Below are 25,836 nucleotides of genomic sequence, written 5' to 3'. Positions count from 1 at the left end.
GAGCCCCGTCGTTCCGCTTCCCTAGGAGCGGACGGCTCTAGACACTTGCGCTACCATCTTACCTGAGGCATGTCGTCGCGCTAATAACGATCGTTGCTGCGCCGTCACAGCATCCGCCCCGGCGGCTGCTATGGTGGTGTGCCGATTGACAGGCGCGCCGGAACGGTCAAAAGGCGCCGGATCAATTCTCGGGAAGAAGCGTTTCTCATCTCACATGACGGCGAGCATCACATCGACCGACGCTCAGGACGGGCCGGTCACCTCGGGTTTCTGGGGCCTGACGCTCGGAAGCATCGGTGTTGTCTTCGGCGATATCGGCACCTCGCCGCTGTACGCATTCCACGAGGCGGTCAGGGGCGCGGCCCATGGCGAGCCGGTCTCGCGGGTCATGGTCCTCGGCGTGCTCTCGCTGATTCTCTGGGCGCTCTTTATCGTCGTCACCGCCAAATACGTCCTGCTGCTGCTGCGCGCCGACAATAACGGGGAGGGCGGCACGCTCTCGCTGATGGCACTCGGCCAGCGCGCGCTCGGGCGGCGAAGCTGGTTTCTGATGGCGCTCGGCGTGGTCGGCGCCTCCATGTTCATCGGCGATTCCATGATCACGCCGGCCATCTCGGTGCTGTCGGCGGTCGAGGGTCTGAAGCTCGTGACCCCCGCCTTCGACCACTATGTCGTACCGCTCACCGTCATCATCCTGGTGTTGCTGTTCGCGGTCCAGAGCAAGGGGACCGCGCTGGTGGCCTCGGCCTTCGGGCCGGTGATGGTGGTCTGGTTCACGGTTCTTGCGGTGATGGGCGCCGTGCACATCGCCGACGATCCGTCGGTGCTGGCGGCCATCAATCCCTATTACGCGCTGCAATTCCTGCTGTCGCACGGCACGATCGGCCTGGTCACGCTGGGCGCCGTGTTCCTGGCGGTGACGGGCGGCGAGGCGCTCTACGCCGATCTCGGCCATTTCGGCCGCAAGCCGATCCAGTCGGCCTGGATGTTCTTCGTGCTGCCCGCGCTCCTGATCAACTATTTCGGGCAGGGCGCGCTGGTGCTGTCCGATCCCAGCGCGATCGAGCACTCGTTCTATCGCATGGTGCCCGAGAGTCTGGTGCTGCCGCTGGTTGGACTTGCGACCGCGGCGACCGTGATCGCGAGCCAAGCCGTGATCACCGGCGCCTATTCGCTGGTCTATCAGGCGGTGCAGCTTGGCCTCCTGCCGCGCTTCGAGGTGCGCTACACCTCCGAGACCCATGCTGGCCAGATCTATCTGCCGCGTGTGAACCGGCTGCTGCTGATCGGCGTGATGCTGCTGGTGCTGTTGTTCCACACCCCCAGCAATCTGGCTTCGGCCTACGGCATCGCGGTCTCCACCACCATGGTCGCCGACGGCGTCATGGGCTTCGTCGTGATCTGGAAACTGTGGAACTGGCGCGCCGCGACGGCTGCGGCGGTGATCGTGCCCTTCGTCGTCGTCGACATCAGCTTCTTCAGTGCCAATCTGCTCAAGCTGCTCGAGGGCGCCTGGGTGCCGCTGCTGTTCGGCGCGGTCATGGCCGGGACCATCTGGACCTGGCGCAAAGGGACTGGGATCCTGCTCCAGAAGACGCGCCGGATCGAGGTGCCGCTCGACGACCTGATCCGCAGCCTCGAGAAGCGCCCGCCGCACATCGTCAAGGGCACCGCGGTGTTCCTGACCAGCGATCCCGCCTTCGTGCCGACCGCGCTGCTGCACAATCTCAAGCACAACAAGGTGCTGCACGAGCACAACGTGGTCCTGACCATCGAGACCGCGCACACGCCGCGGGTCGAGCTGTCCGAGCGGTTCCGCATGGAGAAGATCAGCGACAAGTTCTCCAAGGTCAGACTGCGCTTCGGCTACATGGAGCAGCCGAACGTCCCGAAAGCGCTGGCGATCGCCCGCAAGCAGGGCTGGCAGTTCGACATCATGTCGACGTCGTTCTTCGTGTCGCGAAGGTCGCTCAAGGCCTCGGCGCAGTCGGGCATGCCGCTGTGGCAGGACCACCTCTTCATCGCGCTGAGCCGGTCCGCCAACGACGCCACCGACTATTTCCAGATTCCGACCGGACGGGTGGTTGAAGTCGGCACCCAAGTCACCATCTGAACGCAATTGGTCAAGTCATGCAAATTTCGCATGGCAAGGGCCCAAAATCGGGCTAGGCTATGCCGGCAGCGCAGGACTATAAGCCGCGCGCTCTTCCGCCGTTGTGCAGTGAAGCATTCTAGAGGCCACTGGGCTCTCCCATGACAAGTGACGTAGCGATTTCCGCCCCGGAAACGGCGGCGGCCAATGGGCATGGCGAAGCCCACACCACCGCCCGTTTCGGTGCGCTGACGCTCGGCAGCATCGGCGTCGTCTACGGCGATATCGGCACCAGCCCGCTCTACGCGTTCCGCGAGGCGGTGATGGCCGCCTCGGGCGCGGAGGGGGTGCCGACGCCGGCGGCCGTGCTCGGCGTGCTCTCGCTGATCCTGTGGGCGCTCATCGTCGTGGTGACGCTCAAATACGTCGTGATCCTGCTCCGCGCCGACAACAATGGCGAGGGCGGCACGCTGGCGCTGATGGCGCTGGCCCAGCGCGCGGTCGGCACCGGCGGGGCGACCATCGTCCTGCTCGGCATCATTTCCGGCGCCCTGTTCTACGGCGACGCCGTGATCACGCCGGCGCTTTCGGTGCTGTCGGCCATCGAAGGCATGAAGGACGTCACCCTGCACTTCGAGCCCTACATCGTTCCGTTGACCGTGATCATCCTGGTCGGCCTGTTCGCCGTGCAGTCGCGTGGCACCGCCCGCGTCGCCGCGTTCTTCGGTCCCGTGATGTGCGTCTGGTTCGCGGTGATCGCGATCGCGGCAATCCACCCGATCATCGAGCAGCCGCAGGTGCTGTTCGCGCTGAACCCGCTCTACGCCGTGTCCTTCATGTTCCACCACGGCATCATTGGTTTCGTGACGCTGGGCGCCGTGTTCCTGGCGGTCACCGGTGCGGAGGCGCTCTATGCCGACCTCGGCCATTTCGGCAAGCGGCCGATCCAGACCGCCTGGCTGTTCATCGTGCTGCCGTCGCTGGCGCTGAACTATCTGGGGCAGGGCGCTCTCGTCCTCGGCGATCCCGGCGCGATCGTGAGCCCGTTCTTCCAGCTGTTCCCGCAAGGCTTTTTCCGTGGTTGCATGGTCGTTCTCGCCACCGCCGCGACGGTGATCGCGAGCCAGGCCGTCATCACCGGCGCCTATTCGCTGACGCGCCAGGCGATTCAGCTCGGGTTGCTGCCGCGCTTCGAGATTCGCCATACCTCTGAAGCCCATTCGGGCCAGATCTTCATCCCGCGCATCAACCAGCTTCTGCTGGTCGCGGTGGTGCTGCTGGTGCTGCTGTTCCGTTCCTCCAGCGCGCTGGCATCGGCCTATGGCATCTCCGTTACCGGGACCATGGTGGTCACGGCGATGATGGGATTCGTCGTGATCTGGAAGGTCTGGAAGTGGTCGCCGTTCGCTGCCGCCGCCCTGATCGTGCCGTTCCTGTTCCTCGATCTGACCTTCCTCGCCGCCAACCTGCTCAAGGTGTTCGAGGGCGGCTGGGTGCCGCTCGCGCTCGGCGCGCTCATGATCATCCTGATGTACACGTGGCGGCGCGGCAGCAGGCTGCTGTTCGAGAAGTCGCGCAAGCTCGAATTCCCGCTCGCCGACCTCGTGGCGATGCTGGAGAAGCGGCCGCCGCAGCGCGTGCCCGGCACCGCGGTGTTCCTGACCTCAGACCCGCTCAGCGCCCCGACCGCGCTGATGCATAGTCTGAAACACTATAAAGTGCTGCATGAGAAGAACGTCATTCTCACCATCGAGACCGCGCAGACACCGCGGATCGATCCGGCCGAGCGCGTGAGGCTGGAGCAGATCTCACCGACCTTCTCCAAGGTGACGCTGAAGTTCGGCTTCATGGAATCGCCCAATGTGCCGAAGGCGCTGGCGATCGCCCGCAAGCTCGGCTGGCAGTTCGACATCATGTCGACCTCGTTCTTCCTGTCGCGCAGGGCGCTCAAGCCCGCCGCCCATTCCGGCATGCCGCGCTGGCAGGACCGGCTGTTCATCTCGCTCAGCCGCTCCGCCAACGACGCCACCGACTATTTCCAGATCCCCTCCGGCCGCGTGGTCGAGGTCGGTACCCAGGTCACGATCTAGCCCCACCGCCGTCGTCGGCCGGCTTGACCGGGCGACCCAGTACTCCGAGACAGTTGTGGTTGAATTGATAGGCCGCGGCGTACTGGATTCCCCGCCTTCGCGGGGAATGACACCGAGCGCGTGGTGGGATGCGAAGCAGGAGTTTCAGGCATCCTGAAAGCCGCACTTCAAGTCGCTGCGATTTAGCTTTAACTTGCGGCATGCAGCTCAAGCCTTTGTAGCGCTTGATTTTCGGCTGCCGAGAGGCGAGGTTGCCGCCCGCCGGGATCGCCCCGGCAGGCGGCTCGTGACGTTGGAGGATGATGTGGCAAACCAGGTACAGGATCTGACCCCGGACGAGGTCTCCAAGGGTGTCGCGGAAGGGCGCTATCTCCTTGTCGACGTGCGCGAGCCGAACGAGGTCGACGCCGAGGCCTATCCTTACGGCGTTGTCGTGCCGCTCTCGACCTTCGATCCCAAGGCGATCCCCGATCCCCAGGGCAAGGAGGTCGTGTTCGCCTGCCGCTCCGGAAAACGCTCGGTGACGGCCTCGCTCGCGGCGCAGGCGGCGGGGCTGCCTTACGACAAGCATCTGGCCGGCGGCATGCTGGGGTGGAAGGCGGCGGGTCTTCCCAGCAAGGTCGGTGGCTGACCTCGCGATGACGACCAAGAGCTCCTCGCTGAACAAGGTCTTTGCCGACCTTCCCGTCACCATCTTCGAGGCGATGTCGCAGGCCGCGCGCGACAACAACGCCATCAATCTCGGCCAGGGCTTTCCTGATGATCCCGGGCCTGAGGACATCCGCCGCGCCGCGGCCGATGCCTCGCTGAACGGCTACAACCAGTACCCCTCGATGATGGGCCTGCCGGAGCTGCGCCAGGCGATCGCGACCCATTACGGTCACTGGCACGGCCTCAAGCTCGATCCGATGAGCGAGGTGATGGTGACCTCCGGCGGCACCGAGGCGCTGACCTCGGCGATCCTCGCGGTGGTCCAGCCCGGCGACGAGGTGGTCTGCTTCCAGCCGGTCTATGATTCCTACCTGCCGATCATCCGCCAGGCCGGCGGCATTCCGCGCCTGGTCCGCCTCGAGCCGCCGCACTGGCGGCTGAATGAGGACATGCTGAAAAGCGTCTTCAATTCAAAGACCAAGGCGGTGCTCTTCAACAATCCCCTGAATCCCTCCGCAGTGGTCTATCCGCGCGAGGACCTCGAGCTGCTCGCCCGCTACTGCCAGGAGTTCGACGTCATCGCGATCTGCGACGAGGTCTGGGAGCACGTCACCTTCGACGAGCACAAGCACGTCCCGCTGATCACCATCCCCGGCATGCGCGACCGCACCATCAAGGTCGGCTCGGCCGGAAAGATCTTCTCGCTGACCGGCTGGAAGATCGGCTTCGTCTGCGCCGCGCCGCCGCTGCTGCGGGTGGCCGCCAAGGTGCACCAGTTCCTGACCTTCACCACCGCGCCGAACCTCCAGGCCGCCGTCGCCTATGGGCTCGGCAAGTCCGACGACTACTTCCTGTCGATGCGGAAGGACCTGACGCGGAGCAGGGACCGCCTGACCAGGGGACTGGAGAGCCTCGGCTTCCCCGTGCTGAAGTCGCAGGGCACCTACTTCCTCACCGTCGACCTGTCGCCGCTCGGGCTGAACGAGAGCGACACCGAGTTCTGCTGGCGGATCGTGAAAGACTACAAGGTCGCGGCGATCCCGGTGTCGGCCTTCTACGAGCAGGACGCGGTGACCTCCGTGGTCCGCTTCTGCTTTGCCAAGAAGGACGAGACGCTCGACACCGCGCTGGAGCGGTTGTCGGACGCGGTGCGCGGACGCAAGAGGTAGGAAAGATGACGAACGTCGGCCGCTCCAGGCTTTGCCTTGGTTTTGCAATCGCCGCGGCGCTGACGTTGCTTTCTGGCCCCGCAGGGGCCGAGGAGCGGGTCGTCAACTTCTACAACTGGTCCAACTACATGGCGCCTGACGTCCTTGATGCCTTCACCAAGGAGACCGGCATCAAGGTGGTCTACGACACGTTCGATGCCAACGAGACGCTGGAGACGCGCCTGATGGCCGGCAAGTCCGGCTATGACGTCGTGGTGCCGACCGCCTATTTCCTCCAGCGCCAGATCAAGGCCAACATCCTCCAGAAGCTCGACAAGTCGAAGCTGCCGAACCTCTCCAATGCCTGGCCGGTGGTGACCGAGCGCCTTGGCATTTACGATCCTGGCAATGTCTACGCCGCCAACTACATGTGGGGCACGACGGGCATCGGCTACAACGTCGCCAAGGTGAAGCAGATCCTCGGGCCCGACGCGAAGATCGACAGCTGGGACATCGTCTTCAAGCCGGAGAATTTGGCGAGGTTCAAGGACTGCGGCGTCCACATGCTCGACTCCGCCGACGACATCTTCCCCGCGGCGCTGAACTATCTCGGGCTCGATCCGAACTCGACCAAGCAGGCCGACCTCGAGAAGGCCGCCGAAATCGTCGCGAAGGTCCGCCCTTCCGTGCGCAAGTTTCATTCGTCCGAATATCTCAGCGCGCTCGCCACCGGCGAGATCTGCTTCGTGGTCGGCTGGTCCGGCGACATCATGCAGGCTCGCGCACGCGCCGCCGAAGCGAAGGGTGGCATCGAGATCGGCTACGCCATCCCGAAGGAGGGCGCGCAGATGTTCTTCGACAATCTCGCGATCCCCGCGGATGCCAAGAACGTCAAGGAAGCCTACGAGCTGATCAACTATCTCTACCGTCCTGATGTCGCCGCCAAGAATTCGGACTTCCTGTCCTACGCCAACGGCAACCTCGCCAGCCAGAAGCTGGTCGATCCGAAAATCCTGAACGACAAGAACATCTATCCGGACGAGGCGACGCTCGCAAAACTGTTCGTCATCACGGCGCGTGAGCCTGCGACCCAGCGGGTGATCAATCGGCTGTGGACCAAGGTGAAGACAGGGCGGTAGTCGCTCTGGGGACCGCCCGGAAGCCAAAATCTGCAAAACAACCCCATGCACAGTAGAAGCGTCACCTGCGGGTCGCCGGCGGTGGCGGTGCTTAAGTCGCGATGACGCCTGGGCTTCATCGACGCGCGGACGCAATGACCTGAAGCAGCGCGCGCGGTGCCGATCTGCGGCCGGTCTTCTCAGATTGCGCATACAACCTGACGTCGTTGCGATGGTATCCGGATGTGTCCGTGGGGTGACAGCGTCCGGCGCTGTTCCGGTGTATGGAACCGGAATACATTCGTTCATAGGAATTGCCCCGATGAAGAAATTTGTTCTGGCTGCGGCCGGCTCGTTGCTGTTCGTCACCGCGGCGTCGGCGGCTGACATGGCCCCGCGTTACACCAAGGCTCCTGTCGTGGCGCCGGTCTACAATTGGGGCGGTCTCTATCTCGGTATCAACGGTGGCGGCGGTTCTGCGCACACCTGCTGGGACATCTTCAACGATTCCGGCTTCCCGATCGTGCCGTCAGTTCCCGAGGGGTGCCACAACGCGACAGGCGCCACCGTCGGTGGACAGATCGGCTATCGCTGGCAGGCGACCAACTGGGTGTTCGGCCTGGAGGCGCAGGGCAACTGGGCCGATTTTAGGGGCAGCAACGCGAGCCAGTATGCTGTCTTTGGCACCACCTCTCTCCTCAACGACGTCACCAAGGTCGACGCCTTCGGCCTGTTCACGGGGCAGGTCGGATACGCCTTCAACAATGTGCTGCTCTATGCCAAGGGCGGTGCGGCCGTCGTTCACGACAAATACTCGCTCACGGTGACGCCGGCCGGCGCGGCCGCTCTCGCGCCGTTCTTCGCCGTCGTCGCAGGTCAGACCGGCGCCGTCGGCTCCGAGACGCGCTGGGGAGGGACCGTGGGAGCGGGAATCGAGTTCGGCTTCGCGCCGGGCTGGTCCGTCGCCGTCGAATACGATCATCTGTTCATGGGCAGCCGGGACGTGACCACGAACACCATTGCCCCCTTCGCCGCGCCGCCAAGCACCCACCGCATCAGCCAGGACATCGACATCGGCACGGTGCGTGTGAACTACACGTTCGGTGGACCGGTGGTCGCGAAGTACTGAACGGTTCGAGAGCTTGAACGCGAAGGCCCCGGTCATGCGCCGGGGCCTTTTTGTTTGGGACGAAGTCTTTCGGTAGAGAGAAGGCCAGACCCTCACCCTGAGGAGCGCGCTCTTCGCGCGCGTCTCGAAGGGCGAGGCCACCGGCCGGGCCTGCATCCTTCGAGACGCGCGTTCCGCGCTCCTCAGGATGAGGAATAGGTAGCCACGTTAGCCGTTTGACGGCTCGCTACCGCCACCTGCGGTGCAGCCACAACCATTGCTCGGGATGCTCGCGCACCCAGCCTTCCACCACGCTCGTGATCGCCTGCGTCGTGCCCTGGATGTCGATCTTGCCGTCGGCGTCGCGCACCGGCTTGATCTCCTCGGTCAGCTCGCCGCGGAAACGGTTGCCGGGCAGGCGGACGATGCGGACGCCATGGATCGGGCATTCGACCTGGCGCAGCAGGCGCGCCAGCATCGGGTTGGCGCGGGTCTTGCGGCCGAAGAAGGTGACCTCGACGCCGCCGGTCAGATACTGGTCGATCAGCATGGCGACGTGCTTGCCGTCCTTCAGCGCCTGCGCGAGGCGCAAAGGCGCGTCGCGCCCCGCAGCGATCAGCGTGCCCATGTTGACCTGGCGCATCTCCTGGATGATGCGGTCCGCTGAGGCGATGTTCGGCCGGCGATAGAGGATCGCAGTGTCCAGCCCATGCGCGACGGCGGCGAGCGCCGGCAGTTCCCAGTTGGCGAGATGGGCTGCAAAGATCAGCGCCGGCTTGCCGTCGTCGCGGATCTGGTCGAACAGCTCGATGCTGCGCTGGGGCAGTTCGATCCGGCTCTTTTCCGGATGATCGCGGTCGTAATCCCAGACTTGGTCCATATGGGCGAATTCGGCACCGACGCGGCCGAGATTGTCCCACACGCCCATCAGGATGGTTTCGATTTCTTCCGGCGACTTCTCCGGAAATGCCGCGGTGAGGTTGGCGCGGCCGATGCGGTGCTCGCGCAGGCGCGGGCCGATCGTCTTCACCACGCGGGAGAAGAAGTCCGAGGTCTTGGCCGGATCGAAATAGCGCGTGGTGCGCAGCATGCCGACGGTGGTGGCCCCGATCAGGCTTCCGCCGAGCGACTTGGCAGCCTCCCGCGCGCGGGCCTTGATGCTCGCAGGTAACAGCGCCATGCGTCCGGTCAGGCCGGTTCGCGGGTCAGGATCAGCGAGGCGTTCTGGCCGCCGAAGCCGAACGAGTTCGACATGACCGCGGTGACGCGGGCATCGCGCGCCTTGTTGCCGACGACGTCGAACAGGATCGTGGGATCCGGATTGTCGTAGTTGATCGTCGGCGGAATGCGCTGATGCTCGAGGGTGAGCAGCGAGAAGATCGCTTCGACCGCGCCCGCGGCCGAGATGGTGTGGCCGACCATCGACTTGTTGGAGGTCACCGGGATCTTCTGCGCGAGATCGCCGAACACGGCCGATGTCGTGTTGAACTCCATCTTGTCGTTCTCGGGCGTCGCGGTGCCGTGCGCGTTGATGTGGTCGATCTGGTCCGGCGTCATGCCGGCATCGGCCAGCGTCTTGTTCATGCAGCCGATGATCGGCTTGCCATCAGGCGAAGAGCGGGTGCGGTGGAAGGAATCGGTGAGCTCGCCGCAGCCGGCGATCACGCCGAGGATTTTTGCGCCGCGCGCGGTCGCTGCTTCGTAGCTTTCCAGCACGAGGGCGCCGGCGCCTTCGGCCATGACAAAACCGTCGCGGTTCTTGGAGAAGGGGCGGGAGGCCGCCTGCGGCGGATCGTTCTGGGTCGACAGCGCCGAGAGCAGCGAGAACCGCACGAGAGCTTCGGGGTTCACGGTGCCGTCGGTTGCCACGCACAGCGCGGCATCGGTCTCGCCGCGGCGGATCGCCTCGACGCCGAGCTGGATCGAGGTCGCGCCCGAGGCGCAGGCCGTCGACAGCGAGATCGGCGAGCCCTTGGTGCCGAAGGTCTCGGCGAGATAAGCTGCTACCGAGCCGAACATGAAGCGGTGGTGATAGGCGCTGTACTTGCCGCCGCCGGAGATGCGCAGCAGATCGTCATAGGTGATATCCTGCGCGCCGACGGCACGGCCGAGCTCACGGCGCTGCGGCCACTCGACTTCGACCGGTGCAACCGCAAGGAAGAGCGGACCGGGGAAATCGGCCTTGGCGCCGATGCCGGCCTGCGCGAGCGCTTCCTGCGTGACGAGCTCAGCCATCCGCTCGGACAGGCCGGTGGAGGAGAACGGATCGACGCTGACGAAATCGACCGTGCCGGCCATCGTCGTCCTCAGGCCGTCGACCGGAAAGCGCGTGATGGTGCGGATGCCGGATTCGCCGGCCACGAGCTTCGCCCAATTGTCGGCCTTGCCGTTGCCGAGCGAGGTCATGATGCCCATGCCGGTGACGACGACGACGGGACGCCCGAGTTTGTCGCGTGGTGCAGTCATGTCGATCCCCCGATTGAGCTAGAGCATCCGCCAAAGCGCGACGCGCTTCAGCTTACGGCCTCGACCAGAGCCATGCCCTCGCCGCGCCAGTGTCCGGCCCCCACCACCACAATCTGGGTGGGCGCGCCCTGCATTTCAATCTCGGTCCCGGTGGAATCGTTCGGCGGGAACAGCGCACCGCGCGAGATCGACAGCGCCGCGAGCGCGATGCCAAGCGGGAATTGCGTTTCCATGGCGTGGCCGAACATCGTGCCGGTCGAACGCACCGGGAAGTCAGCATGGCCCTTCAGGAAGCCGCGCTCCTCTGACGTCGCGGGCTCCGCGCCGGTCGCGCCCGATATGATCGCGCCCTTGCCCTCGCGCCTGGGCAGCTTTTCCCAAAGCTTCTCCAGCGTCGCGGCCGTGTCGCCGGGTTGCTTGCGCCGGGCGAGGTCGGCAACGACGCTCGACAGCTTTGCGAACGGCTTTGCGCCGCGCGCTTCCGCGTGCGCCTTCGATTCCAGCACCAGGAACGCGCCGGCAGATCCCAACGCGAAACCGGGGTGATCCTTGCGCGCCCACACCGGAGCAAACTTGTCTTTCAGGTTGAAGTCGCCGAATTCGTAGAGGACCATCAGGTCTTTGCGCTCGCCATTGTGGGAGCCGCCGATCAGCGCGATGTCGCTCTCGCCCGAGGCGATGCGCGCGAGCGCAATGCGCGCCGCATCGGCACCCGCGACCTCTTCGCCCATGAAAGTGCGCGAGGTGCCGCCGAGACCGTGCACGATGGCGATGTTGCCGGCGAGCAGGTTCGAGAGCTGGGCCAGGAACAGCGTCGGCCTGAGATCGCTCATCAGCCGTTCGTTGAGGAAGCCGGGCGCATTGGCGCCCTTGACCTCGGCCGTGAGCACGCCGGAGTCGACATTGAGGTCGCGCTCGCCGCCGCCGGCGGCCACCACCATGTCGATCTTCGACAGGATGTCCTTGTTGCCCTTGATCCCGGCGGAATCGAGCGCAAGGCCCGCGGCATAGGTGCCGATGCGCTGCCAGGCTTCCATCTGGCGCTGGTCGCCCTTCTTCGGGATCTGGCTGTCGAAGGTCACAGGCATCAGGGGATGCACGATGCAGGGCGCAAAGCCCTTCTCGTCGACATTGATGCGCTTGTCCTGAAGCGCGGCCCAGTTGGCGTCCAGGCCTTCGCCGAGCGAGGTGGCAAGGCCAATGCCGGTGATCCAGACTTCCGTCTGGCCGGGCTTCGAAGCAGTGTCAGTCATGGCGATCCGGCCTGTTGCGGGAAGCCGACGCGTTTGGCGACCGCGTCCATGAAGCCGCGCATATCCGCATTGGGGAAGGGGATCTGCGTGAAGGTGAGCGTCGAATTCGCGCGCAGCTTGCCGCCGACCTTGATCTTGGCCTCGGTCACCGCATAGCCCGAGCCCTGATGCGACAGGGTCGCCTCGATGGTCATGAGATCGCCGGGGAAGACCGAGCCGCGGACCTTGGCCTCCTTGACGGCGGCCAGGATCGGCATGCGCTCGAACTTGAGCACGCCGAGCTGAAGCCAGCCCGAGGCCTGGGCCATCGATTCGATCAGGAGCACGCCGGGCATCAGGGGATAGCCCGGGAAGTGCCCCTCGAAGATCGTGCTCTCCTTGGGGACCAGGGCTTCGACGACAATCGTCTTCGCGTCGACGTTGAGGTCGACGACGCGATCGATCATGTGGAAGTATTCGAGTTGCATGACCGCGCGCTTAGGCGCTCGCGCCCTTGGCCGCAACCAGTTCGTCGATGCGGGCGCACAGATTTTTCAGCACGAAATACTGCTCGGTGGTCGCCTTGCCGTCGTTGACCTCCTGGGTCCATTTTTCCAGCGGCAGCTTGATGCCGAACTGCTTGTCGATCGCGAACGCGATGTCCAGGAAATCGAGGCTGTCGATGCCGAGGTCATCGATGGCGTGGCTATCCGGCGTGATCGTGTCGCGCGGGATGTCGCAGGTTTCAGCGATGATCGTAGCGACCTGATCGAATGTGGAGGACATCACTAAGCCTTTGATATATTGCTGATATTTGTCGGAAGTTCCAGAGTGGAACGGTGGGTGGGCATCGCGCCCCGATGACGCCCTCAACCCCCCCTCTGGCCGGGTCGAAAGCCCGTATATCGGAGCGCCGCCCTGAGTTCAATGGAGCCGGGCGGCCCCGGCGACAGGGCTGGGGATGCCGTCGGCGGGCCTTTTCACCCGGGGGGTGCCTAGATATGGGGCGTCGTGACCTTGGCGCAGTCGCGGCGGCCCATCAGCACGCAATCCTGGGTGCGGCGCAGGTCGGCAATGCTCACCGCGAGCCAGATCCCGATCGCGGTCAGCGCGATGGTGAAGGCGAGCGCCGCAATATTGGCGAGCATGCGGTGGCGGAAATTGTCCGGTTCCGGGCGGGGCTTCTCGTAGCGCGACAGGTCGAGCGGCTCGGGCGCGACGCGCAGCGGCTGCACGGTACCGCTGCCCCGTTGGACCGGCGGGGGAGACGCGTTGCGCGGCCTGAACTGGAGCACCCGGTGCTCGTCATCCGAGCTGATGGGCCGCTGTGTTTTCATGGTGAGGGGATCACTCCGAAGCAGCGGGTTTTAGATAGCATACGTCGTGAATGCCTTGCAGAAAATCTTCTCAACGCACACGTGCATTGCGCTTTCGCACTATCTTGCATGGCATATTTCCGGAACGGCGCGCGCGAACGCGGTGCCGGCTGTCAGGTCGGTGACAGGAAGCGGAGGTTGCGTCGCAGCAACGACACCGAAGCACGCACCGTCGGCTCTCGTGAACATCTGCTTGTGATATCCGCGGCCGGATCGAACGCATTTTGCCGCCGCGGGGCCCATGGCATAATCAAGGGAACCGGACCACCGGTTGCAACCATGTGAGGGGCCTTCATCATGACCACCACCAACGCACGCGAACCGAGAGTGCATCCGGTGCCGATCCTGTCGCTCCGGCCGACGCAGATGACGGTCGGCATGCGCGAGGTCAAGGAGAAGCGCAAGCGCTGGCGCGAGCACGGCAAGAAGAAGCAGGCCGACCTGCTCGGCAATCACATGATCCCCGTCGTCTACGGACCGGACCAGCGCTACTACGTGATCGACCATCATCATCTCGGCCGCGCATTGCACGACGAGGGCGTCAAGGAAGTGCTGGTGACCGTGGTCGGCGACCTCAGAATGGTCGAGCGCGAAGCTTTCTGGGGCGTGATGGACAACAAGCGCTGGGTCTATCCTTACGATTCCAAGGGCGAGCGGCGTCCGTTCCGCGATCTGCCGAAATCGGTCGTCGATCTCAAGGACGATCCGTTCCGGAGCCTTGCCGGCGAGCTCCGCCGCATGGGCGGCTTCGCCAAGGATACCACGCCGTTCTCGGAATTCCTGTGGGCCGACTTTCTGCGCCGGAAACTGACGCGCAAGGCGGTCGATGCCAATTTCGACAAGGCGCTCGAGAAGGCCCTGTCCGCGGCCAAGAGCAAGGACGCTATCTATCTGCCCGGCTGGTGCGGGCCGGCGGATGACGATTAGGCGCAACCGCTCGCATCAGTCGCGCTGAAAGATCTTGGCGCCGGGGTAGACGCGCCGGGCGTAGCTCACGACCAGCGCGCGGTCCTGGGTTGCCAGGAAGGGCGTTCGGATTTGGCACGAGCCGACGACGAGGTGCCACAGACCATTGAGCCTCCGGATGACGACGTTCATTTGAGCAATCCTCGATGACTCCGCGTTCCCGCGAATACTGCTTATCGCGGCAGTCTTGCGATTCATGATCGTGGTCGCTGGCGCGAAATTCCCGTTGCCGCTCGCGACCGTCGCAAGACAACGACGATGATTATTAGTTGGTTACGGCGCGGCGGCCCGAGAAGCCGGATCTCATCACAGCCGCTTGAGCGAAGTCATTTTCTGCAGGGATGAAACCGTCCTGAAACAGAGCCACCCCATCTCTGGTGGGTAGTCGAGCTCACACAGGAGGCCGAAATGCGCCGTCTGGTTTTCGTAATCGCCTTGCTCGCAGTCGCCACAGCAGGAATCTCGGCATCGTTTGCTGCAGTTCGCCACGCCAAGACGCTGACATTCTCTGAGCGCTTTGCTCCGGCGCTCGAGTTGATGGCGCAGCGCTAGCGGTGTAGCGCCTCGCAGTCGCCGCTACGCAACGGTGGGACGATCACTTCTGGTGCTGCGGGCCGGGTGAGGACAGAAGGCGTTCGATCTCGGCGGCTGCCTCGCCGTTGCGCGCCTTCTGCAAGAGTGTGTGGCGTTCGGTGCCGGCGGGCAGCTTCTTGGCCGCGGCGCGGGCGTCCTGCGTGAACCTGTTCAGGCGCTCCTGGAGTGACAGGGCCGGTCGCGTGCGGTTGCGCTTCTTGGTCATGGCTGCACCTTTCCGGCGCAAAGCCAACCATGGGGAGGCGAGTGGCGTCCTTAACTTTTGTTGGAACCGGGGGCGTGGATCGCGGGTTTTTCATTGCAGCGGCGCTTCGGCGCCAGGGATTGCAATACAGATCCCACCTCATACCAACCGGAGCTAGCTCGCGTGCCTAGCGATACGATCCGTGCTGCGCTTGTCAGGCGTTTGCGTACATCTTCAGGCATCTCGGACGACGACGTGAAGGAGATCGAGGCGCTCCCAATCGCGGTTCGTCAATATCCGGCGGAGGCGCCCGTGGTGCACGACGGCGAGCGCGCAACCGATTGCTGCCTGATCGCAGATGGCTTCTGTGCGCGTTCCAAGACGATAGCAAGCGGCAAGCGTCAGATCCTCTCTATCCACATCCCCGGCGAGATCCCCGACCTGATGAGCCTGTTCCTGCATGTGATGGATCACGATCTGTCGACGCTGACGCCATGCACGCTCGGCTTCATCAGTCACGAAACGCTGCGAAAATTGCACCAGCGCAGTCCAAGCGTCGCCGAGTTGTTCTGGCGAGACACGCTGATCGACGCTGCCATGTTTCGCGAATGGATCGTCAATGTCGGCCAGCGTCCCGCGCCCGCAAGGCTTGCCCATGTCATGATCGAGCTGCGCGAACGCCTCCGGGTCATCGGGCGTCTTGACGGCAACAGCTTCGAGATGCCGCTGACCCAGGAGCAGATCGGCGAAGCCCTGGGAATCACCGGGGTGCACGCCAACCGCGTGATCAAGCAGTTGCGGCAGGAGGGCATCGTCGAGCTGCACCGCGGCCGCGTCACGGTGCTGGACGAGCGGAAATTCTTGGAACTTGCCGATTTCGACGGCCGTTACCTGCATCAGTCGCCAACGCTTTGAGGCGCGCAGGCGACTTGACCTACCGCAAATTCGTATCGGTGCAGGGCGCTATGGTCCGTCGGCATGATTGCCGAACCGGTGTTGCCTGAATGTCGAGGGCGCAGGTGGCTCCGAGTCATGCTGACCCGGAGGCATCACCGTGAGCGCAATCTTTCGCATTCTGTTCATCGTTGCCGGTGCCATCACCGCGCTGTTCGTCGCGCGCGATGCCCTGAATTTCACGATCATCCAGACCTTCGTTGCCGTTCTGCTCGTCACCGCCATCGTCGGTGTCGGAAGCTTCTGGAGCCAGCGACGGAAAACGTGACGGATGTGAGAGCCGCGTGCTGGCGCAGCCGGCTAGGTCCGCGGCGGCGCGTCCGGAGACGTCTCCGCGGTGTGCGCATCCCCCTTGCCGCCGAGCATGCGGTGCAGCCGTCGCTCGATGTGGCGGCCCACCGTCAGCAGCACGAAGGCGAGCGCCAGCGCGACGGCGACGATCTTCCACTGTCCGGCGCCGCAGACGATGCCGATGCAGGCCGCGAGAAAGGTGCAGGCGGCGCTGGTCAGCCCGCGGACGCGAAATCCCATGCTCTGATGCACGATGACGCCGGCGCCGAGAAAGCCGATGCCGGTGAGGATGCCCTGGATGACGCGGCTGGTGGCATCGGCGACCCTGGTTGGCTCGGCGAGCTGCAGGGCGAGCAGAACCACGGTCGCCGTGGAGAGCCCGACGATGCCGAGCGTCTTCAGCCCGATCGGTTTGCCGTGCAGGTCGCGGTCGAGGCCGATCGCGCCGGCGGCGACGGTCGCGGCACCGAGACGAGCAAGGATTTCGGACCAGTCGAGCTCCGTCATTTTTTCGGCAAGCGCCCCATCAGGTAAAACTCCTCGTTCGGCCTCATGCCGGTGAAGTTTGCCAGCCGATTGGACAGCGCGAAGAAGGCGGAGATCGCGGCGATGTCCCAGATGTCGTCGTCGCTGAAGCCGTGCGGTGCAAGCGCCCCGAAGTCCTCCTCGGAGACGCGCTGTGCGTCGGCCGAGACCTTCATCGCGAAATCGAGCATCGCCTTTTGCCGCGGCGTGATGTCGGCCTTGCGATAGTTCACCGCGACCTGGTCGGCGATCAGCGGGTTCTTGGCGCGGATGCGCAGGATCGCGCCGTGCGCGATCACGCAATACTGGCACTGGTTGGCCGCCGAGGTCGCGACCACGATCATCTCGCGTTCGGCCTTGGTGAGGCCGCCGTCCTTCTCCATCAGCGCGTCGTGATAGGCGAAGAACGCGCGGAACTCGTCGGGCCGGTACGCCAGCGTCAGGAACACGTTCGGCACGAAGCCGCTCTTCTCCTGCACGGCGAGCAGGCGCGTGCGGATGTCGTCGGGGAGCGTGTCGAGGGCGGGTGCGGGGAAGCGTTGTGAAGGAGGAAGGGGCATGACGATGTTCCGGATGGGGCTCTCGGGGAAGCGCGGAACATAGTCGATCGCAGTCCTTAGCGCAAAGCGCATGCGCGGACTACATCCTGGCTAGCGCAGACAGAGCCGAGGCTCTCAAAGAGTCTTCAAATATTCGAGGAGTGCCTTCTTTTCGTCGTCGCTCAAGCGCGTGCCATAGTCATGCCCGCACCGGCTGTTTCCTGAATTGAGGTCATTGCAATCGGTGACTGGACGAGTTGGCCCCTCTTGTGTGACGTCAAGACCAACATTCTTGATGTCGTATCTCGCGCCAACTTTGAATTGTGACATGCGCTTCGCAGGCGGTACGAGCAATTCCGCCAATGTCGGCACCGAGCCGTTGTGCAAATAAGGCGCCGCGGCCCAAATTCCCTCCAGCACGCGAGCTTCATACTCGCCTCGGTTGAGGGTCCGCTCAAGAAGCGTCCCAGGTTCGATCGTCAGGCTTTCTGGCTGGTTCGGAGGTTGCGCGCTGCTGGGCGGCGCGATGGACGCCTTGACCGGAGCCGGTGACAGAGAGAGGGATGTGGAGGGCGCCTTTTGGGCGTTGGGAGGCAACGAGGAGCCAAAGCCGTCACCGGGGCCGACGTCGCTCCCCAGATACAGCTTATTGTCGAGGATCGCTCCGGCGACTGCACTGAACATCATGTGGACGGCATAATCCTCCTCCTCGAGGTGCCTGGCGATCAACGGGATACCTGCTCCCTTCAGCGCGCCGGTCTTCACCCTCCAACCAAGCTCGTCGAATTGACGTGTGTCGGTGCCGACGTTCTGAACCGGCGTCACCCACGTCGTAACAAACAGGTCGCGCAGGGCACGGACTTCCTTCTTCTCGTGACACCCCTTGCTGCACTGCCTCTCGAAGATTTTTTGACCGTCTTTAGCCAGCTTCGAGTCGATAGGCCAATCTGATGGCCATTTTGGCGGGCCCATCTTCTGGAGCAATTCCTCAAGTCGTTTCAGTCCATCGAAGTTGATGGAGTTGGCATAGTTGAAGAACGGGCCGAACGAGCGCCTTGGTTCGAAGTTGCCGAATGCGAGAGCCTGTCCCGCGTTCCGGGCTAGTGCGAAGACGCGGTTTCCATTCAACACAAAACCGGCCCAGTCGGTCTGGTTCTGCATCGGTGAATTCCACAGGAAAGGATAGCGCACCGGAGCATCGCCAATCTTCATGTTCTCCGGGATCAAAAAATCGGGCGGCGGCCCAACGTCGGTGCCGGATATGCGGTTGAAGATGATCCCGATCGCGTCCAGACGTCCGGGGCCCCAACCAACTGGCGGCAATGTACCGGTCACGAATGCATGAACGCGCCGGTGCCATGCATCAACCCTCTGACGTAGTGCGGCAACATCGGCAGCAGAAGGTGTCGCAGGTTGGGAGACGGCCGCAGCAAATGCAGCGAATGCCGTGTCGCTTGCGGTTACGTCTCCTACCGCCTTGTCCAGGTCGCTCAGGAACTCCTGGAAATCCATAAACGCCGGACCGCCGTCGATGCGGTACGTCTTGCCCCCAACTTCAACCTGCCGCGTGTGACACGCGGAGCATGTTATCCCGACCATCTGGGACTCTGCGGGACCCGTGGTGTGGAGGCCGACGGGGAGGTTGGTATTATTGCCCGGATTTGGGAGAAAGCCGTATCGGGTAAGACCATCCGAGAGGAACGGTTGTCCGTCCTTCGCTTTCAATGCCCGTAACCAGGTGAGGTTGATTAAGCGGGAGCCTTGGTCGCGCGTGTAGTAGTCAGCCCTGTCTTCCGCTGTCCATGTCGGGCCTTGGTCGACATATATCGGATCGCCGAGAGCGGTCTCAATTCCCGAACTTGCAGCGACGACCAGCGCAAAGCGAATGAGGAAAGCGACACGACGCATCGCATGAGCCTCCGTGAACTACAATTGAACCACCCGTTTTCTCGAAATCAGAATTTGTGGAGATATGCGCAGCTCGGCGAGACGCAGCTCGCCCGGTAGCGACGAGAGCTGTCAGAAATAGCCGTCCGATGCTCGAGATTGTACTTCTTGGCAAAGTCCCGTCAAGGTCGTTGCTCCGGGTCGGAGCCCCGGATTGCATGCCGCGCCCGTTGAAGCGCGGCGAGCCCACGAAACGGGCCCGGTGAACTGGTGTGTCTCGACACGAGCGGCCTTGCTAAACCGCGAGCCGGGATCCGTCCCAGGCAACAATGCCAAACTGATCGCAAATCGCGTGCATCTCGGCGAGATCCTCAGCGACGCGGGCGGTGCCAGGCTTCGCCTCGGCGAGCAGTCGCACCCTCAAACCAAGACATTCGACAATCAGCCATGGGTTCCTGATGGTCCTGGCGATGGAAAGAGCGTCATCCAAGGCGCTCAGGCCACGTTCGGATTTCCCGTCCCGAACGAGAGCCTCAGCGTAACCCGCATAGAGAAGGCAGAGCTCGATCTGGCCTGTCCGCAGATGCGTGCCGCTCTCCATACAGGCGTCTATCAGGTCGACGGCCTGATGTGCCTGGCCTGTTCGTGCCAGAGCGGTCGCCATTGCTCCGGTCAGGTTGGCCTTGCTGGCATCGTAGCCGTTACGTTCGACGATCTCCCTTGCAATCGACAAGCATTCCACAGCCTGGTCATTTCGATGGAGCATGAGGAGATTTCGTCCCATCGTAATGCGGGCGAGCACTTGCCCATATGAATCCTGTTCGCGAACTGCGATCTCCAATGCACGCAATGCGAATCCGAGCGCCTCCGCATATTGACCTGTTGCATTCATGAACCAGCTCCTGAATGCCAAAACCGTGCATTTTGGACCGGCCGGTGTCCCGAGACGGGCAGTCTCGAGTTCTCCTGTGAGCATTTCATTCAGTTCGTCCATCGCCGCAATCGCGCGATGGACGTGGCCCATGCTGTGCAACACATTTGCCATGATGGTCTGATTTGAAAATATGAGTGCAGTCGATTTCAGCGCTCGAGCCGTCCTCAGTCCCTCGCTCGTTATTTGCAGCCCTTCTTCATACCGGCCCTCAAACCAGTAGACCATCCCGAGTTGCGACTGGACGCTGCACACGTGAGCAATCCTGCCTTGGCGCCGCGCCAGCTCCAACGTCCGTGGCAAATGCATATTTACTTTTTTGAATTCGCCGAGTTGCAGCATCGAAGCGAAGCTCATTCGACCGAAGTCGACATATTTTTCTTCGGCGGCTTCCCCAAGACGCTCGATGAGCTTGAGCGCCCGGTCGTATATCAAACTGAGCGATGAGGCTGCGGCGTTCCGGCGCGCTTCGACGGCGGCGTCCCAGAGGTAGCCAAGTGCAGCATCAGCATCTCCGGCTTCCTCTGCATGAAAGGCCAACTGTTCGTAACGACCATCCAGATTCGGGTAACGCCGAATGATCGCCTGGACAGCGGCCTGGTGGATTTCCAGACGCCGGCCACGCGGTATCGTGTTTGCACAGGCCTCGGCGATGATCTGATGCCGGAAACGCACGGAGTTACCCGCAAGCGGATGGACAAAAGCAAATCGGGCAAGCTCGAACAACGCAGTCAGCAGCTCGCCTACGTCCACGCCGAGCACCGTCGTAGCCAATTGGATTTCGACCTCCTCTCCCAGCAGGCTGAGCGTCTGCACGAATGCCTTCAACTTCGGAGAAAGCCGTTGCAGGCGCGCATGAATCACGGACTCGACGCTCTGAGGCAGCGAATGTTCGCTCGTTGCGTTCGTCGCGTCCGCCGAACGCAAGAACTCTTCCAATACGAAGGGGACGCCGTCGGCGCGATCGATTGCTCTCGCAAACACGGTCGGGGATCGAGTTTTCGGCCACAATTGGCGTCCCAAAGCCTCCATGCAGGCCCGCGACAGCGGTTGTAGATGAATGAGCGAGTCCGCAATCTCCATGGACTGGTCTGATGATTCCGGACGTCCGGTCAGCAATATGCAAAGCGGCTTTGGGGTACTTGCGCGCGCGAGCAATTTCAGGAAATGGCGGCTTTCCGGATCGATCCACTGGAGGTCTTCGATCAGCAAGAGAGTTGGTCTATCAAGCGCCAATGCGAGGAAGGCATTGACAAGTGCACGTGCAATTTGCGTTTGCGTATTGTCGGTCAATCGTTGGCGAGAGGACGCTTTTCCGGCGATGAATAGGGCTTCGAGCTTTCTGCGATCGGCTGCCTCGATGTGCAGTTCCGCGAGAGCCTCACGAATATGTGCATCCGAAGATGAGCTGTTTGCAGCGAGCATGTCGCCCACCAAGGTGCGGGCGGCGGCGAATGCGGTGGCACGTTTCTGTACGCCGCCATAAAAGACGCAGCATCGCACGTCGGATGTCAGTGCCTCGGTCATTACGGCTGTCGCAAGGCGGCTCTTACCGATACCTGGTTCGCCCAGCAGCGTGACGGAGCAGCTTTTGGCGCCCGGGCGCGGGAGGAGCTCCCGAAGCGCCGCAAGTTCGTCGACCCGATTCACGATCGGATTTTGATAGCGGCTGGCGATTTCGTTGTGATCGACATCGTCCGGCCGGGCATTTAGCGTGTAGGCCTCGATGACCCGATCGGCGATTCCCGAAGTCGTCTTGTGCGCCGTAAGGCCGAGTGGCGATCGGCACAGCTTTGCGGTTTCGGCGCTAACCCTGATCTCGCCTGCCGCTGCTTCCTGCTGCAGCTTGGCAGCAACGTGCACGGTCGCTCCGGCAACGTCGAAGCGGGCGATGGCATTTTTGCCGCCTATGCGTAAGCCGACCAGGCCGGAGTGAAGTCCGACGCGAAAATTGACCGGATCTCCCCTGGGGCCGGACGACTGGCTATGACTCTGAATGTCCCAGGCTGCGATGCACGCACGATCCGCATGATCCTCATATGCGGTTGGCCAGCCGAATATGGCAATGCCACCGTCTCCCGCATAGTGGACAATCTGTCCCCCGAGACGCTCCACGGAGTTGCGGATGTGATCCAGCCACTGGTCCAAAAACGCTTGAGCTTCATCGGGATCGCAAGCCGCGATGTGGCGAGTTGAACCCACCATGTCGACGGCGAGCACCGTTATGATGTTACGATCCGCAATATTGGCACCGCCCACGGACATCTTCGCGCCCCGCGTGCTCAAACCGGCTCTAAAAGGCAAAGGTAGCACGAAGGACAAGCCTTGGGCTATCCGCGAGACGCGGCCTTGAGCCGCGATATCCGGGGGCATTCCCCGTCTTTCACGACTGTCCGCTGTTCGGGAAATTCCAGAGGCGATCGTGATTGAATCGAGGGGCCGCGGCGTACTGGATGCTCCGGTCAAGCCGGGGCATGACAGCGGAATTTGCCGAAGCGGTGTCCGTTCCTTACCGCAGTGGCTTCTTCAGCAGCGAGAAGCGATCCGGGTCCAGCCCCATCGAGGGCTGCAGCATCGGCGCTTCGGCGGTCGCGAGCGTCTTTGCGGGCGGCTGCGAGAACACCGGGTCGTTCGGCACGTCGCGTTGCGAGGTGGCGCCGCGCCAGCGCTCGAGCACGGCGCCGACGAAATGCATGTCGTGACCGGAGGTGACCGACGGCACGCTTGAGATGGTGGCTTCGCCGCGCGGCAATTGGTGCGGCGGCACCTCCTTGAAGCGCAGGCGGGTCGGCAGCGCGACGCCTTCGCCGAACGCCAGGACTTCGCGGGTGCCGAGTGATGGCACGAAGGACAGCAGGTTCGCGGCGGCATCCGACACCGCGGCGCGCAGCAGCGCCTGGTCGCGCTCGTTGGCCAGACGCATCGTGAACAGCGTGTTGCACTGGGAGATGATGGTGGCGTCGAGCTCGGCTGGACGTTGGGTGATGAGGCCAAGATAGACGCCGTATTTGCGGCCTTCCTTGGCGATGCGCGACACCGCCTTGCGGGTCGGGCCGAAGCCGACATTGCGGTCGGCGGAGGCATATCGGTGCGCCTCTTCGCAGACGAACAGCATCGGCGACACGCCGTCGCTCCACAGGCCGAAGTCGAAGGCCATGCGGCACAGCACCGAGACGACGGAATCGATGACCTCGGCCGGGAAGCCGGCGAGCTGCATCACCGTCATCGGCTTGCCGTTGGCGGGCAGGCGGAACAGATGGCTGATCACCTCGGCCATGGTGTCGCCGCCGACATTGGCGTTGTCGAACATGAAGGCGTAGCGCGGGTCGTTGCGGACGGCCTCGATGCGCGAGATCAGCTTGTGATAGATGATGCGAGAGGAGCGGTTTTCCAGCTTGCCCATGCGCTCGTCGATCAGCGAGATCAGATCGACCAGGCGGTATGGCACCGGCGTGTCGACGGTGAAGCCGACCTGCTTGGGATCGATGCGCTTCAGGCCGAGCCGATCGGTGTTCTGATACTGGGTGTAGATGCCCTTGGCGATCGGGATCACCTCGGCGAGGACGTCGAGCTCCTCGGGCACGCCGGCGCGGCCGCCGAACAGCACGTCGACGATTTCCTCGAAGTTGAACAGCCAGAACGGCAGCTTCAGGTTCCGCGGGTTGAGCACCAGCGCGCGATCGCCGAAGCAGCGGCCATATTCGTTGTGCACGTCGAGCAGGAAGATGCGCAGGTTCGGGCGTGATTTCAGGATCTCGTTGAGCAGCAGCGACACGCCGGTGGATTTGCCGACGCCGGTCGATCCCAGCACCGCGAAATGCTTGGAGAGCATTTCCTCGACGTCGACATAGGCGACGACGGAGCGGTCCTGCTGGAGGAAGCCGACATTGATCTGGTCCGATCCGGTCGGCGCGTAGATCGTGCGCAGCTCCTGGCTCGTGATCAGGTCGACGGAATCGCCGATGGTCGGATAGTTGGTGACGCCGCGCTGGAACTTGGCCTTGTCGGCGGCATTGTGGATTTCGCCGAGCAGGTCGACCGACGCGATGGCGATGTAGTCGGAGCTCGAGAGGTTCTCGCAGGACACCTCGGTGATCATGGCGACGATCACCGAGCTGGCGCAGCGGATGCTGACGAAACGGCCGACGGTGGCCCGAATTTCTGAGACCGGCATCTGGCTTGCCGCCAGCAGCCCGACCCGGGCGAGCGACCCGCGTACCGAAATCACGCGTCCAAAGGATGTCACGATGAATGAACCTGGCATGAGCAAGGGGTTTAACCCTGACTATGCGTGCCGCGGCTGGACAAACGGTTAAACGGCAGGCGCGGGGGCTTTGTTAAATCTGCGACAATTCGGTTGAGAGATTTGCTCCTAATGCATACTTGCGGGCGGAATCGGTAGGGGGATGCCGCTTTTCTAGGCCGATAGGCCCGACAGCGCTTAAGGAAGATTTTACCATTCGGCCAGTCGGTCCGCCGTTCGGGGATGGAGGTCATCCCGGCTGGCGCGTCACTCGATCCGGACGGCCATGTTTTGATTTGTTGACGGGACCTAATCATTTGTACATTAGTACAAATGAACCTGCGGCCTGGATGCCGCCCCGTACGCTCGAGCGCGTTTGCAGCCTTGCGTCCGGTTGCGCGATCCGGTCCGGCGGATCGCAGTCACGCCTGGAGGAAAGCATGCAGCCCGAACCGATCCTTGATCTTGCTCATCTCGGCCACATGGAGCTGCTGACGCCGAAGCCCGACGAGAGCCTGAAATTCTTCGTCGACGTCATGGGCATGACCGTCAGCGGGCAGAAGGGCGAGTCGGTTTACCTGCGCGGCTGGGACGATTATGAGCGCTATTCGCTCAAGCTGACGGCGTCGAAGACATCAGGCATGGAGCATATGGCGCTGCGCGCGCGCAGCCAGCAGGCGCTGGAGCGCCGCGTCGCCGCGCTGAAAGGCTCCGGCTTCGACATCGGCTGGATCGACGGCGACATGGGGCAGGGGCCGACCTTCCGCTGCCGCGACCCTGACGGCCATATCGTCGAGCTCTATTACGAGACCGAATGGTACCAGGCGCCGCCGGAGCTTAGACCCGCGCTGAAGAACCAGGCGCAACGCTTTCCCGCGCGCGGCGTCAATGTCCGCCGCCTCGATCACCTCAACTGCCTCGCCGTCGACATCAAGGCCAACCGCGAGTTCTTCGAAAACTATCTCGGCTGCCGCCTCACCGAGCAGATCGTGCTCAACGACGGGCGGGAAGCGGCGATGTGGCTGACGATGTCGAACAAGAGCTACGACTTCGCCTACTCGCTCGACCACTCCGGCACACCCGGCCGCTTCCACCATGTCACCTACGCGCTCGACAGCCGCGAGGAGATTTTGCGCGCCGCCGATATCTTCCTGGAGAACGGCGTGCACATCGAGACCGGCCCGCACAAGCACGCGATCCAGCAGACCTTCTTCCTTTATGTCTACGAGCCCGGCGGCAACCGCGTCGAGGTCGCCAATGCCGGGGCGCGCCTCATCCTCGCCCCCGACTGGAAGCCGATCGTGTGGACCGAGGAGGAGCGCAAGAAGGGCCAGGCGTGGGGATTGAAGACGATCGAGTCGTTCCACACCCACGGCACACCGCCGGTGGAGGCGAAGAAGCACGGCTAGAGCATGACCCGGACCCGAAGGGCCGCGTTAGC

Annotated in this window: 25 protein-coding genes; 12 read left to right on the top strand and 13 right to left on the bottom strand. The window is 63.3% G+C overall.

The genetic code is table 11. The features are described 5' to 3' along the window. Positions 1–214: 214 nt before the first annotated feature. The 6 genes from AB7Z56_RS27170 to AB7Z56_RS27145 all read left to right on the top strand — a co-directional run bounded on the left by AB7Z56_RS27170 (position 215) and on the right by AB7Z56_RS27145 (position 8,228). Positions 215–2,113, top strand: coding sequence for a potassium transporter Kup (locus tag AB7Z56_RS27170; RefSeq protein ID WP_063983972.1), 1,899 nt, complete (start codon positions 215–217; stop codon positions 2,111–2,113). Between the two features lie 140 nt (positions 2,114–2,253). Continuing rightward, a complete protein-coding gene (locus tag AB7Z56_RS27165; RefSeq protein ID WP_028146684.1) occupies positions 2,254–4,182 on the top strand; it encodes a potassium transporter Kup in 1,929 nt (642 codons plus the stop codon). Positions 4,183–4,486: 304 nt separating this feature from the next. Continuing rightward, the gene (locus AB7Z56_RS27160) at positions 4,487–4,813 is read left to right on the top strand and encodes a rhodanese-like domain-containing protein (protein WP_028170872.1); all 327 of its coding nucleotides are present in this window, start codon (positions 4,487–4,489) and stop codon (positions 4,811–4,813) included. A 7-nt stretch (positions 4,814–4,820) separates the two neighbouring features. Beyond that, positions 4,821–6,002: an aminotransferase gene (locus AB7Z56_RS27155; protein ID WP_063986450.1), complete on the top strand. Its 1,182-nt coding sequence runs from the start codon at positions 4,821–4,823 to the stop codon at positions 6,000–6,002. 5 nt (positions 6,003–6,007) lie between these two features. Then, complete coding sequence (locus tag AB7Z56_RS27150) at positions 6,008–7,120, top strand: polyamine ABC transporter substrate-binding protein (RefSeq protein WP_231144586.1); 1,113 nt, start codon at positions 6,008–6,010, stop codon at positions 7,118–7,120. Positions 7,121–7,421: 301 nt separating this feature from the next. Then, the gene (locus AB7Z56_RS27145) at positions 7,422–8,228 is read left to right on the top strand and encodes an outer membrane protein (RefSeq protein ID WP_441256543.1); all 807 of its coding nucleotides are present in this window, start codon (positions 7,422–7,424) and stop codon (positions 8,226–8,228) included. Positions 8,229–8,454: 226 nt separating this feature from the next. Here AB7Z56_RS27145 and AB7Z56_RS27140 read toward each other — a convergent pair whose 3' ends face one another. The 6 genes from AB7Z56_RS27140 to AB7Z56_RS27115 form a co-directional block, all read right to left on the bottom strand. After that, complete coding sequence (locus AB7Z56_RS27140; RefSeq protein WP_441256542.1) at positions 8,455–9,387, bottom strand: lipid A biosynthesis lauroyl acyltransferase; 933 nt, start codon at positions 9,385–9,387, stop codon at positions 8,455–8,457. Positions 9,388–9,395: 8 nt separating this feature from the next. Then, the gene (locus AB7Z56_RS27135; protein ID WP_063983968.1) at positions 9,396–10,673 is read right to left on the bottom strand and encodes a beta-ketoacyl-ACP synthase; all 1,278 of its coding nucleotides are present in this window, start codon (positions 10,671–10,673) and stop codon (positions 9,396–9,398) included. Positions 10,674–10,720: 47 nt separating this feature from the next. Further along, a complete protein-coding gene (locus tag AB7Z56_RS27130) occupies positions 10,721–11,926 on the bottom strand; it encodes a beta-ketoacyl-ACP synthase (protein ID WP_063983967.1) in 1,206 nt (401 codons plus the stop codon). After that, positions 11,923–12,393, bottom strand: coding sequence for a 3-hydroxyacyl-ACP dehydratase FabZ family protein (locus tag AB7Z56_RS27125; RefSeq protein ID WP_063983966.1), 471 nt, complete (start codon positions 12,391–12,393; stop codon positions 11,923–11,925). The genes AB7Z56_RS27130 and AB7Z56_RS27125 overlap by 4 nt, the downstream gene beginning before the upstream one ends. 10 nt (positions 12,394–12,403) lie before the next feature. After that, positions 12,404–12,691 carry an acyl carrier protein gene (locus tag AB7Z56_RS27120; RefSeq protein ID WP_007592476.1) on the bottom strand — a complete coding sequence of 96 codons (288 nt, stop codon included), beginning with the start codon at positions 12,689–12,691 and terminating at the stop codon, positions 12,404–12,406. Positions 12,692–12,900: 209 nt separating this feature from the next. After that, positions 12,901–13,242, bottom strand: a complete 342-nt coding sequence (locus AB7Z56_RS27115) for a hypothetical protein (protein WP_441256541.1) — start codon at positions 13,240–13,242, stop codon at positions 12,901–12,903. Positions 13,243–13,578: 336 nt separating this feature from the next. Here AB7Z56_RS27115 and AB7Z56_RS27110 point away from each other — a divergent pair, with 336 nt between their 5' ends. Continuing rightward, positions 13,579–14,208, top strand: a complete 630-nt coding sequence (locus AB7Z56_RS27110; RefSeq protein WP_063983964.1) for a ParB-like protein — start codon at positions 13,579–13,581, stop codon at positions 14,206–14,208. 15 nt (positions 14,209–14,223) lie between these two features. On the opposite strand, the gene AB7Z56_RS27105 is transcribed toward AB7Z56_RS27110, so the two are convergent. Further along, a complete protein-coding gene (locus tag AB7Z56_RS27105; protein ID WP_166094517.1) occupies positions 14,224–14,379 on the bottom strand; it encodes a hypothetical protein in 156 nt (51 codons plus the stop codon). Positions 14,380–14,655: 276 nt separating this feature from the next. On the opposite strand from AB7Z56_RS27105, the gene AB7Z56_RS27100 reads away from it, so the two are divergent. Further along, complete coding sequence (locus tag AB7Z56_RS27100) at positions 14,656–14,799, top strand: hypothetical protein (protein ID WP_166094525.1); 144 nt, start codon at positions 14,656–14,658, stop codon at positions 14,797–14,799. Between the two features lie 43 nt (positions 14,800–14,842). Here AB7Z56_RS27100 and AB7Z56_RS27095 read toward each other — a convergent pair whose 3' ends face one another. Next, positions 14,843–15,046: a hypothetical protein gene (locus tag AB7Z56_RS27095; protein ID WP_063983963.1), complete on the bottom strand. Its 204-nt coding sequence runs from the start codon at positions 15,044–15,046 to the stop codon at positions 14,843–14,845. Between the two features lie 162 nt (positions 15,047–15,208). Here AB7Z56_RS27095 and AB7Z56_RS27090 point away from each other — a divergent pair, with 162 nt between their 5' ends. Further along, positions 15,209–15,940: a Crp/Fnr family transcriptional regulator gene (locus AB7Z56_RS27090; RefSeq protein WP_063983962.1), complete on the top strand. Its 732-nt coding sequence runs from the start codon at positions 15,209–15,211 to the stop codon at positions 15,938–15,940. Between the two features lie 139 nt (positions 15,941–16,079). After that, positions 16,080–16,247, top strand: coding sequence for a hypothetical protein (locus tag AB7Z56_RS27085; RefSeq protein ID WP_166094532.1), 168 nt, complete (start codon positions 16,080–16,082; stop codon positions 16,245–16,247). Between the two features lie 32 nt (positions 16,248–16,279). On the opposite strand, the gene AB7Z56_RS27080 is transcribed toward AB7Z56_RS27085, so the two are convergent. From AB7Z56_RS27080 to AB7Z56_RS27060, 5 genes are all read right to left on the bottom strand, one after another. Further along, positions 16,280–16,777, bottom strand: a complete 498-nt coding sequence (locus AB7Z56_RS27080; protein ID WP_063983961.1) for an MgtC/SapB family protein — start codon at positions 16,775–16,777, stop codon at positions 16,280–16,282. Next, positions 16,774–17,355 (bottom strand): peroxidase-related enzyme, encoded by a 582-nt coding sequence (locus AB7Z56_RS27075; protein WP_063986449.1) that lies wholly within the window; start codon positions 17,353–17,355, stop codon positions 16,774–16,776. Before AB7Z56_RS27075 ends, AB7Z56_RS27080 begins: the two co-directional genes overlap by 4 nt. A 114-nt stretch (positions 17,356–17,469) precedes the next feature. Continuing rightward, the gene (locus tag AB7Z56_RS27070) at positions 17,470–19,242 is read right to left on the bottom strand and encodes a di-heme-cytochrome C peroxidase (protein ID WP_063983960.1); all 1,773 of its coding nucleotides are present in this window, start codon (positions 19,240–19,242) and stop codon (positions 17,470–17,472) included. A 274-nt stretch (positions 19,243–19,516) separates the two neighbouring features. Then, positions 19,517–22,525, bottom strand: a complete 3,009-nt coding sequence (locus tag AB7Z56_RS27065) for an ATP-binding protein (RefSeq protein ID WP_354176872.1) — start codon at positions 22,523–22,525, stop codon at positions 19,517–19,519. Between the two features lie 136 nt (positions 22,526–22,661). Further along, entirely contained in the window at positions 22,662–24,251 is a 1,590-nt protein-coding gene (locus tag AB7Z56_RS27060; RefSeq protein WP_224580704.1) for an ATP-binding protein, read from the bottom strand. On the opposite strand from AB7Z56_RS27060, the gene AB7Z56_RS27055 reads away from it, so the two are divergent. Together AB7Z56_RS27055 and AB7Z56_RS27050 are read left to right on the top strand one after the other, a co-directional pair. Then, positions 24,250–24,468: a hypothetical protein gene (locus AB7Z56_RS27055; RefSeq protein ID WP_231144588.1), complete on the top strand. Its 219-nt coding sequence runs from the start codon at positions 24,250–24,252 to the stop codon at positions 24,466–24,468. The two genes, AB7Z56_RS27060 and AB7Z56_RS27055, sit on opposite strands and share 2 nt — an antisense overlap. 367 nt (positions 24,469–24,835) lie before the next feature. Then, entirely contained in the window at positions 24,836–25,804 is a 969-nt protein-coding gene (locus AB7Z56_RS27050; RefSeq protein WP_038955078.1) for a catechol 2,3-dioxygenase, read from the top strand. Positions 25,805–25,836: the final 32 nt, after the last annotated feature.

It is taken from the genome of Bradyrhizobium sp. 482_C4_N1_8 (assembly GCF_052075965.1).
Lineage (GTDB): Bacteria > Pseudomonadota > Alphaproteobacteria > Rhizobiales > Xanthobacteraceae > Bradyrhizobium > Bradyrhizobium barranii.
Note: the sequence above shows the minus strand (reverse complement) of the source record. Positions and strands in the feature narration are given on the sequence as shown.

Bases quoted from the DNA above. Each gene is read 5' to 3' on its own strand.
- AB7Z56_RS27135 (WP_063983968.1), bottom strand. From the start codon at position 10,673: ATGACTGCACCACGCGACAAACTCGGGCGTCCCGTCGTCGTCGTCACC.
- AB7Z56_RS27105 (WP_166094517.1), bottom strand. From the start codon at position 14,379: ATGAACGTCGTCATCCGGAGGCTCAATGGTCTGTGGCACCTCGTCGTC.
- AB7Z56_RS27095 (WP_063983963.1), bottom strand. From the start codon at position 15,046: ATGACCAAGAAGCGCAACCGCACGCGACCGGCCCTGTCACTCCAGGAG.
- AB7Z56_RS27050 (WP_038955078.1), top strand. From the start codon at position 24,836: ATGCAGCCCGAACCGATCCTTGATCTTGCTCATCTCGGCCACATGGAG.
- AB7Z56_RS27100 (WP_166094525.1), top strand. From the start codon at position 14,656: ATGCGCCGTCTGGTTTTCGTAATCGCCTTGCTCGCAGTCGCCACAGCA.
- AB7Z56_RS27075 (WP_063986449.1), bottom strand. From the start codon at position 17,355: ATGCCCCTTCCTCCTTCACAACGCTTCCCCGCACCCGCCCTCGACACG.
- AB7Z56_RS27055 (WP_231144588.1), top strand. From the start codon at position 24,250: ATGGCGACGATCACCGAGCTGGCGCAGCGGATGCTGACGAAACGGCCG.
- AB7Z56_RS27125 (WP_063983966.1), bottom strand. From the start codon at position 12,393: ATGCAACTCGAATACTTCCACATGATCGATCGCGTCGTCGACCTCAAC.
- AB7Z56_RS27155 (WP_063986450.1), top strand. From the start codon at position 4,821: ATGACGACCAAGAGCTCCTCGCTGAACAAGGTCTTTGCCGACCTTCCC.
- AB7Z56_RS27130 (WP_063983967.1), bottom strand. From the start codon at position 11,926: ATGACTGACACTGCTTCGAAGCCCGGCCAGACGGAAGTCTGGATCACC.
- AB7Z56_RS27165 (WP_028146684.1), top strand. From the start codon at position 2,254: ATGACAAGTGACGTAGCGATTTCCGCCCCGGAAACGGCGGCGGCCAAT.
- AB7Z56_RS27120 (WP_007592476.1), bottom strand. From the start codon at position 12,691: ATGTCCTCCACATTCGATCAGGTCGCTACGATCATCGCTGAAACCTGC.
- AB7Z56_RS27150 (WP_231144586.1), top strand. From the start codon at position 6,008: ATGACGAACGTCGGCCGCTCCAGGCTTTGCCTTGGTTTTGCAATCGCC.
- AB7Z56_RS27080 (WP_063983961.1), bottom strand. From the start codon at position 16,777: ATGACGGAGCTCGACTGGTCCGAAATCCTTGCTCGTCTCGGTGCCGCG.
- AB7Z56_RS27140 (WP_441256542.1), bottom strand. From the start codon at position 9,387: ATGGCGCTGTTACCTGCGAGCATCAAGGCCCGCGCGCGGGAGGCTGCC.
- AB7Z56_RS27145 (WP_441256543.1), top strand. From the start codon at position 7,422: ATGAAGAAATTTGTTCTGGCTGCGGCCGGCTCGTTGCTGTTCGTCACC.
- AB7Z56_RS27110 (WP_063983964.1), top strand. From the start codon at position 13,579: ATGACCACCACCAACGCACGCGAACCGAGAGTGCATCCGGTGCCGATC.
- AB7Z56_RS27065 (WP_354176872.1), bottom strand. From the start codon at position 22,525: ATGCCCCCGGATATCGCGGCTCAAGGCCGCGTCTCGCGGATAGCCCAA.
- AB7Z56_RS27060 (WP_224580704.1), bottom strand. From the start codon at position 24,251: ATGATCACCGAGGTGTCCTGCGAGAACCTCTCGAGCTCCGACTACATC.
- AB7Z56_RS27115 (WP_441256541.1), bottom strand. From the start codon at position 13,242: ATGAAAACACAGCGGCCCATCAGCTCGGATGACGAGCACCGGGTGCTC.
- AB7Z56_RS27170 (WP_063983972.1), top strand. From the start codon at position 215: ATGACGGCGAGCATCACATCGACCGACGCTCAGGACGGGCCGGTCACC.
- AB7Z56_RS27070 (WP_063983960.1), bottom strand. From the start codon at position 19,242: ATGCGTCGTGTCGCTTTCCTCATTCGCTTTGCGCTGGTCGTCGCTGCA.